Origin of the sequence: Algoriphagus persicinus (assembly GCF_035156415.1) — a bacterium.
GTDB classification, from domain to species: Bacteria; Bacteroidota; Bacteroidia; order Cytophagales; family Cyclobacteriaceae; genus Algoriphagus; species Algoriphagus persicinus.
The window spans coordinates 65,017-80,988 of the sequence record NZ_JAYEEY010000014.1; the positions used below are offsets into that span (position 1 = coordinate 65,017).

The window sequence follows — 15,972 nt, forward strand, 5'->3', positions numbered from 1 at the left end:
GTAGCTTTCAATAGGGCAAGTGTTTTGCACATCCTATTTTTATTACATCTCACTACTGGAAAAAATCGGATACGCCTATAAATTACCTATCGAATCGTAAATCAGATTCAAGCAACCCCTGTGATTTTCTAAGCTCCTGAAAAATGCTTAGATTAATTGGCTGACTAGCATGAGTTAATGTAAGGTTATCACCCACTTTTGCGATTTTTTATGAATCAAGAGCTAAATCGGAAGCAATCGATCGTCTATTTTTCTGACATAGTGGGCTATACCCTGCTAATGGGGCAAGACGAAGACCAAGCGTTTGAGCTGATGAAGCAAAACCTAGATCTTCACAATCGCATTCTTCACAAATACCACGGATTAGTAATTAAAGAACTTGGGGATGGAATTCTGGCTACTTTTGAGACAGCCGAAGAAGCCTTAAAAGCAAGTCTTGAGATTCAGCAGGAATGGATCAAAAGAGGAGACCTTAAACTACGAATTGGTCTGCACTGCGGTGGGGTAATCTTAGATCATGGAGACGTTTACGGGGATGCTGTCAATATCGCTTCAAGGGTTCAAAGCATTGGCGTACCCTCCTGTGTCCTTTTTTCTTCCAAAGTATTGGAAGAACTCCCTCCTAATTCAAGCCTTAGCCATGTAAGTTTAGGCTCCTTTAGGTTGAAAAATGTAACAAAAGCGCTGGAGCTTTTTGCCTTATCCAATAGACCTTTGGCTATCCCAAAACGTAAGGAAATGATCCAGACAGTGAAAAGTCAGGAAAAGGAACCTTGGAAATTTTGGGCAGGTCTAGCCGTTTCGTTTGTCCTCTCAGTGTTCCTGATCTATTCCTTACTGTGGAATGAATACACTTGGGAAAAGGATAAATCTGTCGCCGTATTGCCCTTTACCAACATCATTACCAATCCCGATCTGGCGTTTTTTGCAGATGGTCTGACTGAGGATATAATCTCTCACCTTTCCAAAATTGAAAGTATCAAGGTGATTGATAAGGATGCCGTTTCCAACTATCAAGACTCTGATATCCCTTTAGATTCAATAGCTAAAATGCTGGATGTCACCACCATTCTCAAAGGTTCAATAGAATGGATTGGAGATAAAATCCGGATAAATGTCCAGATGATTGATCCTATAGAAAACAAAAATCTTTGGACAGAAACCTTCAATAGAGAGGTAAAGGATATCTTCAAGGTCCAAACAGAGATCGCTTCCAAAATCGCCACCGTCCTCAATAGCAATCTAAGCTCCAAAGAAAAAGAACAGATTTCCAAAGAGCAAACTAACAGTTTTGAGGCCTATGAGCTTTATTTAAAAGCAAAGGAAAGTTATGGTAAAAGCACAAAAAGCGAAACTTTGGAAGCCATAAGGTATTACAAAGCCGCACTTGAAATTGACCCAAATTATGCCTTAGCCTATACCGGGTTGGCTGATTCCTACGCCAGATTGGTGTATTTTGGTGAAGGGGAAAATTGGCTTGATTCCAGTTTAAATGCCAGTGCACATGCCTTGGATATCGATCAATATCTCGGAGAGGCATTTAAGTCTAGAGGATCGGTGTATTACTATCAGGGTAAGATCGAATACGCCCAGATTTCTTTGGAAAAGGCTTTGGTACTCAACCCAAACTTTAGTGGCGCCATGGGGAATTTGGCAACTGTCTATATGACACAAGGTGAACTAATCCCTGCCCTAAAGCTCCAAATCAAATCAGCATCGCTGAATCCTTCAAATTACATTCCCAGTCAAATCACAGGCTGGATTTATAGAATATTAGATCATCCGAAGCTGGCAATAGACTGGCTTGAAGCATCAAAGGCTATCACCTTTGATGCAGTCACCTGCGAACAACTCGCTTATGTCTATCTGGAACAAGGCAAATTGAGAGAAGCAGTAAAGATTATTGATATAATCCTAGAGAATAACACTACCAATTCAGTCTATAATTACTCATCTGCGGGATATATCTCCTTTATGGCTGGGGATATGGACAGGTCTATCGAACTGTTTGAAAAGATCCTTGTACTTAATCCTAATACGCTGAATGACATTTATGATTCCACCCCAATTTTCTTAGCATATGCATATTTACAAAAGGGCTATGAACAACAGGCCAAGGAACTGATAGCAAGCGCAATAGAGGCACGGGAAAATTCCGTGGAATCTATTAAAAATGATTCGAATCTTTGGTTTGATCTAGCCCAATTGGAAGGAATAAGAAAAAACAAAACCAAACTAATCCAATACCTATATCAAGCATTTTCCACTGGCTTCAGGGATGAATTTCAAATTAGAGCTAATCCTATTTTTAGAGACTATATAAAAGATCCTGCGATGCAATCAATTCTCAATCAAATAGATGAAAAATTGTATGAACAAAATCAGCAATTACAATCCAATGATCTCAATCAAGGAAAGTGACAGCAGTAGTTGTTTGCTTCACCAGAGATAGGAATAAGTTAGGCTTGCTAATTTCTTACTTTTGCTATCGGATAAGAAGGGTCGGCAGCTCCTGCGGCGGCACCTCTAGTAATCATCGCTAAGGTATCTGGATTGGAGTTGCCATAAAGAATTCCAGAGAATATAGCTGCTGATATGGATGTACCCGACACTAGCACATATTTACCATCTGGTGCTGTAGTAAATACATCCTCTCCCGGAGTCAAATAATCAATTGAAGGTTTTCCGTAATTTGAGAAGATCGAGTAATAATAGGTTCCAGAAACAGGAACCTCAACAGATCCGATAGTGAAAATTTTAGATTTAACCGAATCAGGTCTGGAATCCAAATTGATACAACCGGGGAAATTGGTCAAGGATTCTTCTGCTTCATTGCCCGCTGACATCACAATATTTACTCCTTTTGATGCCAGTGAATCAATCACTTCATATATTTTATTATATGGGGGATCATCACATTTTTTTGGAGATAAATTTATCCCCCAACTTAAATTCACTATATCTCCCGAAACTGATTGGATCAATATGTACTCTAAAGCAGATGTTATACTACCACTATTTGCTTTACCGTTGTTGTCTTTAAAAATCTTAATAGAAACCATTTTTGCCCCAGGCCACACCCCGTTTACGCCATAGCCCTGTGTATAACTTGGATCTGTAGAGCCTAGTCCGCCGATGGCTCCAGCCAAGAAAGTACCGTGCCCAATGACATCTTTGAATGGGCCACTATTACCGCCACCAATAGTAAAATCTTGAGAAGATGCTACTTCAGCAGGACTAAATTTCAAATCCTGATGCGTAGAATCAATACCAGTATCTACTATCCATACACGATGAGTTGGATTTGAAGAGCCGGGTTGACCTCCGCCGATTTCTTTGATCATCAAGCTTGTTTTAGTTGTTGGATCATACCTCAGTTGCTCCTGCATGATGGGACGTCTAGCCTGCTGAATGTATTCCGTCTGCATAATTGGTCGTCTAATTTGGATTTCAAATGTAGAAGACAATAGGTAATGACCGTTAGCAGCATTCTCTGCCAAATTTTGATATTGAACTGCCGTCAGTCCGCCTAAATAGACAGATACATCTAGGTAAACTCTGATATGTAATTCGTCAACCTGAATAGATTTATCAATCTGATTGATTTTTTCAAGCACTTGATTTTTGAGCATCCTCACATCTTCTTGGCAAGGCTTGCTATCCACTCCACTTAGGCAGTTGGAAGTATTGATGAGTGGTGCCAAACCAGAGGATTCATCAAAAACCAATTCGATGTTATATAAGCCCTGCTCATCTGCTATAATTGAATTAGGTAAAGATTTACTTGAATTATCATCGGGTGCACAGGAAAATAAGACAAATCCAGTTATCAGGAGACTGACTAAGTTTTTCATAGTAGTAAAAATTCAACTAATTAAAAATCAATGGGTTAAAAGTCCATCAAAATACTAAAATTCAACATTAGTCAAAAATAAACCTATACTTTTTTCTGCATTTCTATAGCTTCAGAATACAAATTTCTACCTAACCAGACTCTTTTGCAAGAATATCTTTATACATATCGATATTCTCCATGATGTTATCATCAAGCTCAGGTTCTTGGATATCTTTAAAGGAATTCATGTGTTCCAAAATTGCTTTGGCCACCAATACACGAGCAGCTTCTTTATTGTCAGATGGAATAATGTACCAAGGTGCATGCGGTTTGGAAGTTTTATTAATTGCCTCTTCATAGCACTTCTGATAATTATCCCATAGGTCACGCTCTTTTAGGTCACCGGGGGAAAATTTCCAATTATGCTTCTCTTTATTTAGCCGACGAAGTAATCTCTGCCTTTGCTCCTCTTTTCCCAAGTGCAGGAAGAATTTGAAAATGATCGTTCCATTATCGCTGATCTGCTTTTCGAAATTATTGATTTGCTCAAATCGCTTTTCCCAAAAACCCACTGTGATATCATCTACTGAATTGATCCCGGGAATATTTTCGCCTAGAATATATTCAGGATGAACGCGCGTCACCAATACATTCTCATAATGAGTGCGATTAAAAACGCCATATTTACCACGCTGAGGCAAAGCCACAGTATGCCGCCATAAGTAATCATGCTGAAGTTCTAGTCTGGAAGGCGTTTTGAAACTATGAACCACCACTCCGCGAGGATTAAATTCTTTGAATACCTCCCGAATCAAGCTGTCCTTACCCGCTGTATCCATTCCCTGCAAACAGATCAGGACAGCATATTTATTATGAGCATACATTATATCCTGTTGCTTACTGAGTTTTTCTCTCAATTTATCCAATTCTTTCTCCTTCTTTTTTTCCGAGGCTTCCAGATCTATTGCTGTAGGAATTGATTTAAGGGAAATCGTCTTGGTCACTTTAAAGTCTTCAATGGAAATATCTTTCATGCGATTCGCGATTATATATGGATAAAAAGTAAGTTTTTAAGTAAAGAACAAGATAATATTTTATCTTAAGGCTGCATAAAAACCCAATCTTTCACCCCAATTTACCAACCTTAAAATGGTCCAAAATTCTATCTCTCCAGGTATAACTAATCGATACCTGGCTCTTGACGTGCTGCGCGGATTGACAATTGCATTCATGATCATAGTCAATACAGCCGGTGACTGGAGCAATTTATTTGCGCCTCTTGCTCACGCCAAATGGCATGGATTCACTCCCACTGACCTGGTCTTCCCTACTTTCCTATTTGTGGTCGGCAATGCCATGAGTTTTTCCATGAGAAAACTCCAGCAAATGCCCAGCAATGAGTTCTTTAAAAAAGTAGGGAAACGAACCATATTGATTTTTCTGATAGGATGGCTGCTCAATGCTTTTCCATTTTATGATTTGTCAGATACTGGAGCTATGAGTTTTATTGACATCACTGAAGTGCGTCTTTTCGGAGTTTTACAGCGAATCGCCCTTTGTTATTTCTTTGCAGCCATTGTGCTTTATTATGGAGGCATCAAATTAGGCTGGATTTTCAGTGCAATCGCGCTCCTAGGCTATTGGGCCATCATGTATTTCTTCGGGGAGGCCGCTGACCCATATAGCCTGACTGGCAATGCAGCCATCAAACTTGACCTAGCACTCATAGGTCCCGAGAGAATGTACGGCGGCGAGGGAATCCCTTTCGACCCGGAAGGACTCCTCAGCACTTTACCTGGGATAGTAAATGTAATCGCCGGCTATCTCGCCGGGAAAATGATTCAGAAACTGGGCAACACCATGGAGACTGTTAAAAAACTGCTTATGATAGGCATAGCTTTAATAGTAGTTAGCTACATCTGGGACCTAGCCTTTCCCATCAATAAAAAAATATGGACTAGCTCTTATGTTTTATTGACTATAGGCATTGGCCTATTCTTACTCGCACTGTTGGTTGGAGTTATTGAAATCAAAAAGTGGAAAGGTTGGACCTATTTCTTCGAGGTTTTCGGCAGGAATCCGCTTATCCTTTATGTGCTTTCCGGGTTGGTCATTAGCCTATTGTCTATGATTCCGTTGGGGGACACTACTTTAAGAAGATTCATTTATACTAACTTATTCACCAGTTGGCTGACTCCTAAAATGGCCTCCTTCCTGTTTGCATTCAGCTACATGCTAGTTATTTGGATGATAGGACTATGGATGGACAAAAGAAAAATCTACATCAAAGTATAAATACTACAAATTGTTAGTCAGATAAATATCTATAATAATGTAACTTAAGGTTGATTTTTAACCTAAGTATATTTTTATGATACTAACAATCGGAGTTTACAATGTAGAGTGGATGCGGGATCTTTTTGACACCGACGGAAACCCAAAAACAACCGGAAAAGAACTCACTAGAAGTCAGCAATTGGCAGATGTGATCAAAGCAATGAATCCGGATTTCCTTGGAATAGTAGAAGGTCCAAACACCCTAGTGGACGGATCAAAAACTGCTTCCCAACAAATGGAAATCTGGTGTCAAACCTTTATTCCAGGCTCGAATTACAAAGGTATTCATGGTTTCCCCTCTGCGGGTCAGCAGGAACTCTGCGCAATATACAAACCCGACAAAGTCAAGGTTCTGTTCACACCTGAAACAAAAACCGGAAGTCGATTTGACGAGCCTTTCTTACAAGACACCACAAATCGACTGATCAAAGAGCAATACAGACATTATCGCCCACCACTTGAACTGAGCATTCTAGGTTTAGACGATAGTTTGATCACCCGCGTAATAATCGCACATACTAAGTCAAAAGGAATTTTTGACATGGTAGATTATGCCCGATTCGAGCAGATTTCAGCTCGTGATAGACTCAAGCTATTTGCGGAGTGTATGTCTATTCGTGAGCACTGCGATAAGTATTTGGAGAAAAACCAACAAGTAATGGTGATGGGAGATATCAATGATGGATTTGAGCTGGATTTCTACGAAAATAAATTTTCAAAAAGTGCCGTTGAAATCCTTCTAGGAGATGTCTGGAAACCAGAATTTGTTTTGAAACCGGTTCTACCCAAGCCAAAACTCAATAGCTATGGCTACACGCCAAATTCCAGCAAGTACAAAGACCGAATCACGGGCGATCAAATCAATGTATTGATTGATCACATACTTGCCAGTCAAGGATTAAAGGTAATTCAAGGAACTGTTTGGAATCCATATTTAGAAAAGGATAATGCCACAATTCAAGCTATAAGTAATTCACTCAAGAAAGCCTCAGACCACTTCCCAGTTCTTTGTGAAATAGAAATATCAAACACCTAACATATTATGGATCAAGCTGCTCAAACAATGATCTACAATCTAGGAAAAAATACAGGTAAAAGCCTCGATCAGTTGGATTGCGATTGTTCAAAAAGAAAACTTCGAAAAGCATGGTGAAATAATCAAATTCTTAAAAACAGCACATCAATTTTCCCATGGTTTTGCAAATCTCGTTGCTCACAAAACACTAAAATCAGATGCCGGATCAGCTTATGACACAGATGAATTGATCGGCAAGCAATATAAAGGCAAGGAGCACTTTTTGCCTATTTATGAGAAACTAAGTACTGAAATAAAAGCATTTGGCTCCGACGTGGACTTTGCCCATATGAATTCCTATGTGAGTGTAAAACGTAAAAAGCAATTTGCAATGCTCATCCCTGCCACCAAAACCCGATATGAAATCGGCATTAACCTCAAAGGTCATCCAGCTGAAGGCATATTGGAAATCGACACCAAAACCAATGGTATGTGCAGTCACAAGATTCACTTGGCTAATGAAGCTGAAATAACGAGTGAGGTTATCAATTGGTTGAAAAATGCCTACGCAAATGCTGGATAAATAGTACCACTCACAAAATAAGATCACTTTCGGTCAATTGCTGAAGTGTTTCTTCTGAATTTTGGGGATATCTTGATTTTCAACGCCATATCCCCTTTTTTATGTCTAAAACACAGCCTCACAAATCATTCCTTCGTTCGTCTGTGATCCTTCTCGTCTTGGCTTTCAGTAGTCAATACACTCTTGCCCAGATCACCGAAGACACCTATCATAAAGCAGAATATTTCCTTAGTAATTCTATCCAAAAAGAAGTCTATCATTTGGATGTAAATCCGAATTGGTTGGATGATAACAAACGCTTTTGGCATCAGACCTACACCCGGGATGGCAAGCGGTTTTTTCTAACTGACATTGATAAGGGACAGACTCAAGAGGCCTTTGATCATGAAGAATTAGCCAAATTTCTCAGTGCCCAAAGCGGACAAAAGATAGATTCAAAAAGTCTCCCATTCAATCGAATTCAACTCAAAAATGATGGATCACTGGTCTTTGAATGGCTAAATAAAGATTGGAGTTATACCGATGGAAAGCTTGAATCCAAGAGAGCTTCTTCAGATTCCAGAGATAGAGCTGTTTCTATTTCCCCTGATGGCAACTGGAAAGCCTATGTGAAGAATTACAATCTTTTCGTAGAAAATCTGGAAACCGGCGAAGAAAAGCAACTGAGCTATGACGGGAAAAAAGACTATGAATATGCTTCTTATTGGGGCTGGTCAGATATGATTCTCGGAGAAAATGGTGAACGCCCAGCGCATTTTAGCATCAATTGGTCACCGGATTCTAAGAAAATCCAAACCCAAATAGTGGACTTACGCTTGGCAGAAAAGATGCTGCTAGTAGACAACAGTCAGGATGATAAATTCCGCCCCCAACTGATGGGGTATTACCGGGCATCACCCGGGGATTCTACCGTGGTGATGTACACGCCTGTTTTGTTTGAGATTGAAAGTAAAAAGGAGACAAAGTTCCCAAGACTCTCACTTCCACACTTTATTGGGATGAACTTAAGCTGGGATAGTGAAAGTGAAAATCTCTTCGGCACCTATTTACAAAGAGGATTTAAAAGTTTTGACCTTATCGAGATCAATACAGATTCCAAAGAAATCCGGAAAGTCTATTCCGAGACCTCCCCGACACATATCAATAACAACAATATTTTCAGAAGGCTTGACAAGGGACAATTCATAATTGGCACAGAGAAATCAGGCTGGAATCAACTCTATTTGCTGGATTGGAAGACCGGGAAACTTGTGAATCAAATCACTTCAGGAAATTATGTGGTAAAAAACATCCTATCCATAGATGAGGAAAACAGCACAATTTACTTCGAAGCTGCAGGAAAGGAAGAAAACATAAACCCCTATTATTCATTGGTTTACAAAGTTAATATTGATGGCAGCGGGTTAGAATTATTAACCCCTGAAAACGCTTATCATTCAATCAGTTATAGCAGAGGAAATGAGTATTTCGTCGATAATTTTTCTACAGTGAACCAGCCTACAGTCTCCGTGGTAAGGGAATTGAAAACAGGGAAAATTGTACACGAAATTTCCAAAGCTGACATTTATAATTTACTCAAAAAAGGCTATCAGAGCCCACAGCAATTCACTTCCACAGCTAAGGATGGTAAGACTACCATTTACGGAATCTATTACTTACCTACCGATTTTAACCCCAAAAAGAAATACCCTATTATAGACTATACCTATTCGGGTCCGCACATAGATATTACACCTAAAACTTTTAGGGCCGGATTAATGGGCTTGCAACAGCCCATGGCAGAATTAGGATTTGTGGTAGTGACGGTAGATGGATTAGGAACATCAGGTAGAGGAAAGGCTTTCAATGACATTTCCTACAAAAATCTTGGAGACGGTACAACAGACCATGTCTTAGCCATCACGAACCTTGCTTCCAAACATAAGTTTATAGACATAGACAAAGTCGGGATATTTGGTCACTCAGCTGGTGGATATGATGCAGGTAGAGCCATGCTGCTGTACCCCGATTTCTACAAAGTAGGTGTGGCTTCTGCCGGAGACCACGATCACAGAATGGAAAAAGCCTGGTGGCCAGAAATGTACATGGGTTATCCTGTTGGGCATTTCTACCATGAGCAATCCAACGTCACTAATGCTGCAAACCTAAAAGGATATCTTCTATTGGCGCATGGAGGAATAGATGAAAATGTTAATCCTTCGGCTACTTTCAAATTTGCAGAGGCATTAATCAATGCCGGAAAAGACTTTGACTTATTCATCTGGCCAAGTCGAAACCATAGCTTTGGTAGAACAGATGGTGACTACTTTACCAAAAAGCGCTGGGACTACTTTATTGAGCATCTTATGGGAGAAAAGCCGCTGCGGCACTATCAGATTAAGAAGTGATTCCCAGCCGAAAAGAAATGGAAATAAGGGTGCTGGTGTCTTTACCTAGAATCATAATTTTTCATCTCTCAAGGTAGAAAAAGCCCCTCAAATCTCCTTTGAGGGGCTATTGAAAAACAAGCTATCATTCCCATTGCAGGTATTTCTGCCAGTTATGCTGCTCTTTGAATCCAAGGACTTCACGAATTTTACGGTTTGAAAACAAGGCCTCATGCTCTCCCAATTCACGGGTAATAGGTACACCAGGGAAAAACTGCTCAGCCAATTCCTTGCTAGGAATGATCGCACCGTTTTGATCGTTTCCAGCATTGAAAACCTGAAAACCAAGCTCATCTTTTTGCAAGCATAAATCCACAATCTGTCCCAAGTCACGCGCATCAATATAACAGAATGCATTCCTTCGGCGTACCTCAGGGTGCCTGAAATAATGCGGAAACAGTTCTGCGTATTCATGAGGCTCAATCACATTTCCGATACGAAGGGCATAAATATCAACCCCTGAGCGTCTCTGGAAGCTGCGAGCTGTTTTCTCATTTACCACCTTGGACAACCCGTAACTGTCCATAGGATCTACGTCATAATCCTCCTCCAGAGGCAGCACTTTCGGATCAGTTTTGCCATCCGAAAAACAGATGCCGTAGGTAGTCTCGGAGGAAGCTATAATGATTTTCTTGATTCCAAGCTTTACAGCTGCTTCGATCACATTATAGGTACCGAGGGTGTTTACCCGAAAAGTTTCATTATCCGGATTGATTAAGATCCTAGGTACGGCAGCAAAATGAACTACGGCATCAAATTTAGGCACGCCATTACCCAGTTCCAATTCATCTAACCCGGCATACGAACTCATAGCATTAAACATTTGACCGGAATCCGTAATATCCGCCGTCAGATTATCCACACCCGGGTGATCCAAAGGCACCAAATCTACATTCATCACTTTATGTCCTTGGTCGAGCAGGTAGGTTACCACGTGCCTTCCTGCTTTTCCAGATCCACCAGTAAAAAATATTCGCTTTTTAGTCATGTATTCTTCTTTTTTGAATGAATTTATTTGTCAGCATCTGAGTGTTTATCCAGCAGGTGCCATGTGAATTTCACAAGTAGTGATTACAAATTTAGGGAAAATTGAATACTTTATTTTTTGATAGTGAATGGGAAATAGTGGACGATTTATCTGTCATATGTCATTAAGATAACTTGGACAGAACCCGGCGTAAAAGAAGACTTGAAGGATCAAATTTCAAATTCAAGGAACTGAGAGAATTTTCTATAATCCTATAACTAACCTGCCGCTTTTTCATCTATCGGCCAGGCTAGGGTATCTTGCAGCGGTGCCAACAGCCTATTTCCTGTAGCTTTTTTATGTCATGGTTAAGTCAGCTAAACCCCTTAAAACTTATAACTATATCCAACTCGGAATACTTGCGTCTCATAATAATCAGCACTCGTGTAGCTGAAGTCATTACCATTTATCATCTTATTGATCACCATGGTATTCAGCAGATCAGTCACATTAAAAAACAACTCTCCATTACCCGATTGGATCGCCTTTTTCAGCCCCATATCCAGTGTAAATATCTCCTGAATTTTACCTTGGGGAATGATATCAGGTGCCAGATAAATGGCAGTTAACTGTGCTGTGAAATTCTCCGAGAACTTGAATTTCGAATTCCATTTTGCACTTCCTGAAAAATTCTTCTGCTTGTCTGCAGTGAAAGTGTTTGGCTCAGGGTAGAGGTTCTGCACCTTGAATGCATCGATCTGATTGTGGTATCCATTCAGGTTTAAATCAAATGAATACCAATCATTTACATCCTGATCCCAAATCAATTCAAATCCAGTAGTATAGCTTTTTGCAGCATTTTGGAAGATGGCGTAGATCAATTTGCTATCTCCATAAGTGCTAGAAATCCTGGTGATCGTACCATCCACCTGTCGGTGATAAGCAGCCAAATACAGCGATCCGCTACTCCATCCTGTCTTCCATCCCAGTTCGTAGGAATTGGTAAACTGAGGTTTCAAGGCAGGATTACCCACTTTGATAATCTCCGCATCATCGTACTTCGGAAAGATCCGAATATCCACTTCATTTGGCCTATCCACTCTTCTGTTGTAAGATGCTGTGACTTTATTCAACTCATTGATTTTGTAGGAAATACGAGTATTTGGAAAAGGCTGGAAGTAATTGTAGCCATCACTTTTGTAGGTAGGATGATTTGGATTTACTTCATAGTTCAGCTTTATGTATTCCAGTCTCAATCCTATTTCAGCTTCCATTTTTTTGGACTCAAAAACGTAATTGCCATAAACTGCAGGAATCGTTTCCTTGTAGGTTGCAGCTCCACCGGCCAGAGAATCAATCGGGGAGTTTTCACCTGGGTAAAACTGCATATTGGTCGGAATCCAACGCCCTCTAAATTTCATACCCGTTTCCAACCGACCATTTTTCAAAGGCTTCACATAATCAAGTGTCACATCCACTACATTCTCATCCGAAAGCAATTTGAAAGCATCTTCACCTGAAGAGGAAGGTAGAATATTGGTAAAGAAATACTGCTCATCCTCCCGGTGAAAAGTATAATTAAATCCAGCAGAAAGGCTGTGCCCCGGATCTGTGAAATTATGTTTGTAAGCTGCCGTAGCCATCACAGTTGTCTTGAGCTCATCTTCTAAGAACTGCCAAAGCCGTAATCGCTCTGAATAATCTCTATTGAAAAAAGGTTGATCGCCTCTGTCAATGATCTTTTCACTTCCGAAAAGTCCTGAAATACTCAGCGTATTTGATTGGTCTATCGTCCAATCCATCCCTGCGCGGGTGGTCAGAAAATTGGTATTTCTGTTTCGCTTGAGCTGCTGATTGATGACAGTTCCATCATTATAAGTCCGGGAGACAAACTCATTTTTATTCAGTGTCTGTGTGTAGAGATTATCAGCCGAAAGGAAGAAATTCACATCCTTCTTGCGGTAATTCAGTGATATCGAAGGATTGATTTTTGGAGTACCTTGATATTGAGGTCTAATGTCCGGAAGGTTTGCTTTTTTCTCCCAAAGTGCCCCTAATCCCAGCGCTAGTCCAACTTTCCCGTTGAATCCTTCTTGGGTTTCTTTTTTCAAAATGATATTGATGATGCCTGCATTACCATTGGCATCAAATTTTGCAGATGGATTATTGATGATTTCGATTCGCTCCACTGCAGAAGAAGGAAGATTGTCTAAAGCAGTTTGATTACCAAATCCAGTCAAAGCGGTCTGCTTTCCATCGATCATTACAGCTACGCGGTCATTTCCCCGAATCTGAACTTTGCCATCCTGGACAGTTACCCCCGGAAGATTGGACATAGCCTGAAGAACGGAGCCTCCACTTTGGCTGATATTCTGACCTAAATCATAGGTTTTCTTGTCCATTTTAGTGCTCACAGCCTCCTGTTGTCCAACTACTTCCACCCCACCCAATTCTTGAAAAGAGCCGGACATCAAAATCTCTCCCAGATTCAGAAATGCTGAGCTTGACCCCACATAAACGCCCTTTCGAATAGTCTCATAGCCCATAAAGCTTACTTCCATTTCGTAGTCTCCCGGAACCACCTCAACTAGCGTAAAATGACCAGATTCGTCAGAAATAGCACCAGTTATAAAGCTGGTGTCCGTGGCAGTTTTCAGCACTACATTTACATAGGACAATCCTGCCTTCGAGGCATTATCCATGATTTTACCCGATAGGGTTACTTTTTTATCCTGCGCAAAAAGTACTTGAGGCAACAGTAGAAATACAATTAGAAACCAGTTTTTAATCTTCATCATCTTCTATCTCTTATTTATCTAATAGCTTCCCATTCAGTAGCAGATTCCGTATGCCATGTTACTTTTTTGGCAGCTGTAAATTTCAGAGAAAAAGCTTTTTTCACCAACTCAAGAGCCTTGGAACCCTGCGCACATGCGCTGGAGGTGACCAGTAAACGTGCTACTATAAAGTAGATTGATTTCATCCAGTAAATAAAGTAGGCAATTTGGTAGGAAATTAGAATTTTTGCTGAATTATAAGGAAAAGATTGATTTCACCACAAGCCCACGAAGTGCACAGAGTTTTCGCAACGTGTTTTTTGATGTAGTGAATGAAACCTTACGCGATCTATTGGCGGTCATTGTTGATGATAAAAAACTCAATGGTAAAAGTCAATATTCAGCAATTAGGTCTATTTTAAGTAAAAAAGCTATAAAACGGCTAAAGCCATTCTTCTACGACGGTTTATCAAATAACTATTTGATTCTAAGCCAATCCAAAAACCATTTCAATGGTTTGCCTTTTCGGTTGTCAAAAAATAGAGTTGCATGGTGAAACTGTAAGGGAATCCATAAAAAAACCTGTCAGAAATATGCTCTGACAGGTTTTTAAAGTAGCCAAAAATTAATAACAGTTCTCTAGACTTGATCAGGAACTTCAAATCCCGGTCTATAGTCACGAGTCAACATAGCATCGGCTTCAGAATCATTCACAAACGTCTCTGACTTAGGATCAAAGTCCAAAACTCGTCCTAGTCTGTAGGCGATATTTCCCAAATGTGCCAAGCCAGACGAAAGATGCGCGGTTTCTACCGGTCCGTTTAGGATAGATTTATCATGCTTGCGCACTGCCTCAATGAAGTTGGCAAAGTGACCATCTGTCCCTCCCGCTCCTCTATCCATACCAGAGGCTGCAGCTCCACCATCATCACCTGATTTTCCCGGAGTACCGTCATTACCCAAGAAGGTTTTATACTTGTCATAGCCATCTACCACTAGATACCCCTTATCTCCGTAAAAAATATTTCCCACGGTTGCCCCACCTTCAGCGTTGGTGTACCATGGTCTCACTTCAAACTGGATGATTTTATTTTCCTCTGGATAGTTATAGATAGAAGTCAATACTTCGGGTACTTCCTTACTGTCGTTCCACAGGTATTTCCCGCCCATAGAAGTGATCTTGGTAGGGAATCCGACGTCGAGCCCCCACATACAGAGATCCGTTTCATGGATTCCCTGATTGCCCACATCGCCATTTCCATAATCCCAATGCCAGTGCCAATTGTAATGGACCAGATTACGTGTAAATGGTACTTTAGGCGCTGGACCAGTCCATAAGTCATAATCCAATCCCTCCGGAACTGGAGAATTCCCCTTGTCACCAATATCGCCACGCATTCTAAAAACAAGACCCCGAGCCATATATACTCTTCCTATGTAGCCATCTCTCATTAATTCTATCGCCTCTTGCACTGCTGGAGAGCTCCGTAATTGAACCCCATGCTGTACAATCCTATCGTACTTTGTCGCCGCCTCTATCATCTTGCGACCTTCGGAAATATTATGGGAACCTGGTTTCTCCACATACACATCCTTACCTGCCTGGCATGCCCAAATCGTTGCCAATGCATGCCAATGATTTGGGGTAGCTAAACCTACAACGTCGATGTCCTTATTGTCCATTACCTTTCTAAGGTCTTGTTCCAAGGCCACATCTACTTTATATTTCTCTTTAAAGCTTTTTTGACCTTCCCGTAGGAGATTCATATCCGGATCGCAAAGGGTGGTTACTTGGACGTCCTTCTGTGCCATAAAGCCCTGAATATGGCTTTTTCCTCTGCCATTAATTCCCAAGACCGCCGCATTAATTCGGTCATTTGCTCCAAAAGCTGAAGCTGGGATAAAGGTAGGCAGCACCATCACTGCCGAACTCGCAATGGCAGTTTTTTTAATAAAAGCTCTTCTTGATTTTTCCTTCTTCATTTTATAATTCTATTTTGGGTTGTGATTGATTTCAATTTATTGAAAAAAT

Annotated in this window: 11 protein-coding genes; 5 read left to right on the forward strand and 6 right to left on the reverse strand. The window is 40.5% G+C overall.

What is annotated here, in order from left to right:
- The first annotated feature begins 210 nt into the window (after positions 1-210).
- Positions 211-2,421 (forward strand): adenylate/guanylate cyclase domain-containing protein, encoded by a 2,211-nt coding sequence (locus U3A58_RS12505; RefSeq protein ID WP_323823768.1) that lies wholly within the window; start codon positions 211-213, stop codon positions 2,419-2,421.
- 47 nt (positions 2,422-2,468) lie between these two features.
- On the opposite strand, the gene U3A58_RS12510 is transcribed toward U3A58_RS12505, so the two are convergent.
- Both U3A58_RS12510 and U3A58_RS12515 read right to left on the reverse strand, forming a co-directional pair.
- On the reverse strand, positions 2,469-3,854 hold the full coding sequence (locus U3A58_RS12510; protein ID WP_323823769.1) for a S8 family peptidase: 1,386 nt from the start codon (positions 3,852-3,854) through the stop codon (positions 2,469-2,471).
- A gap of 130 nt (positions 3,855-3,984) precedes the next feature.
- Complete coding sequence (locus tag U3A58_RS12515; RefSeq protein ID WP_323823770.1) at positions 3,985-4,869, reverse strand: PPK2 family polyphosphate kinase; 885 nt, start codon at positions 4,867-4,869, stop codon at positions 3,985-3,987.
- A 115-nt stretch (positions 4,870-4,984) separates the two neighbouring features.
- Between U3A58_RS12515 and U3A58_RS12520 the strand changes: the two genes are divergently transcribed.
- From U3A58_RS12520 to U3A58_RS12535, 4 genes are all read left to right on the forward strand, one after another.
- Positions 4,985-6,130: an acyltransferase family protein gene (locus tag U3A58_RS12520; RefSeq protein WP_323823771.1), complete on the forward strand. Its 1,146-nt coding sequence runs from the start codon at positions 4,985-4,987 to the stop codon at positions 6,128-6,130.
- Between the two features lie 76 nt (positions 6,131-6,206).
- A complete protein-coding gene (locus U3A58_RS12525; RefSeq protein ID WP_323823772.1) occupies positions 6,207-7,208 on the forward strand; it encodes an endonuclease/exonuclease/phosphatase family protein in 1,002 nt (333 codons plus the stop codon).
- Positions 7,209-7,434: 226 nt separating this feature from the next.
- The gene (locus U3A58_RS12530; protein ID WP_323823773.1) at positions 7,435-7,770 is read left to right on the forward strand and encodes a DUF5655 domain-containing protein; all 336 of its coding nucleotides are present in this window, start codon (positions 7,435-7,437) and stop codon (positions 7,768-7,770) included.
- Positions 7,771-7,871: 101 nt separating this feature from the next.
- Positions 7,872-10,157 carry a S9 family peptidase gene (locus tag U3A58_RS12535; protein WP_323823774.1) on the forward strand — a complete coding sequence of 762 codons (2,286 nt, stop codon included), beginning with the start codon at positions 7,872-7,874 and terminating at the stop codon, positions 10,155-10,157.
- 124 nt (positions 10,158-10,281) lie between these two features.
- Here U3A58_RS12535 and U3A58_RS12540 read toward each other — a convergent pair whose 3' ends face one another.
- The 4 genes from U3A58_RS12540 to U3A58_RS12555 all read right to left on the reverse strand — a co-directional run bounded on the left by U3A58_RS12540 (position 10,282) and on the right by U3A58_RS12555 (position 15,923).
- A complete protein-coding gene (locus tag U3A58_RS12540) occupies positions 10,282-11,184 on the reverse strand; it encodes an NAD-dependent epimerase/dehydratase family protein (RefSeq protein WP_323823775.1) in 903 nt (300 codons plus the stop codon).
- 365 nt (positions 11,185-11,549) lie between these two features.
- Positions 11,550-13,961, reverse strand: coding sequence for a TonB-dependent receptor (locus tag U3A58_RS12545; protein ID WP_323823776.1), 2,412 nt, complete (start codon positions 13,959-13,961; stop codon positions 11,550-11,552).
- 14 nt (positions 13,962-13,975) lie between these two features.
- Complete coding sequence (locus tag U3A58_RS12550; RefSeq protein WP_323823777.1) at positions 13,976-14,146, reverse strand: hypothetical protein; 171 nt, start codon at positions 14,144-14,146, stop codon at positions 13,976-13,978.
- 433 nt (positions 14,147-14,579) lie between these two features.
- Positions 14,580-15,923, reverse strand: coding sequence for a Gfo/Idh/MocA family protein (locus U3A58_RS12555; protein ID WP_323823778.1), 1,344 nt, complete (start codon positions 15,921-15,923; stop codon positions 14,580-14,582).
- Between the last annotated feature and the right edge of the window lie 49 nt (positions 15,924-15,972).

Coding starts and splice junctions, on each gene's coding strand:
- U3A58_RS12505 (WP_323823768.1), top strand. CDS start 211: ATGAATCAAGAGCTAAATCGGAAGCAATCGATCGTCTATTTTTCTGAC.
- U3A58_RS12510 (WP_323823769.1), bottom strand. CDS start 3,854: ATGAAAAACTTAGTCAGTCTCCTGATAACTGGATTTGTCTTATTTTCC.
- U3A58_RS12515 (WP_323823770.1), bottom strand. CDS start 4,869: ATGAAAGATATTTCCATTGAAGACTTTAAAGTGACCAAGACGATTTCC.
- U3A58_RS12520 (WP_323823771.1), top strand. CDS start 4,985: ATGGTCCAAAATTCTATCTCTCCAGGTATAACTAATCGATACCTGGCT.
- U3A58_RS12525 (WP_323823772.1), top strand. CDS start 6,207: ATGATACTAACAATCGGAGTTTACAATGTAGAGTGGATGCGGGATCTT.
- U3A58_RS12535 (WP_323823774.1), top strand. CDS start 7,872: ATGTCTAAAACACAGCCTCACAAATCATTCCTTCGTTCGTCTGTGATC.
- U3A58_RS12540 (WP_323823775.1), bottom strand. CDS start 11,184: ATGACTAAAAAGCGAATATTTTTTACTGGTGGATCTGGAAAAGCAGGA.
- U3A58_RS12545 (WP_323823776.1), bottom strand. CDS start 13,961: ATGATGAAGATTAAAAACTGGTTTCTAATTGTATTTCTACTGTTGCCT.
- U3A58_RS12550 (WP_323823777.1), bottom strand. CDS start 14,146: ATGAAATCAATCTACTTTATAGTAGCACGTTTACTGGTCACCTCCAGC.
- U3A58_RS12555 (WP_323823778.1), bottom strand. CDS start 15,923: ATGAAGAAGGAAAAATCAAGAAGAGCTTTTATTAAAAAAACTGCCATT.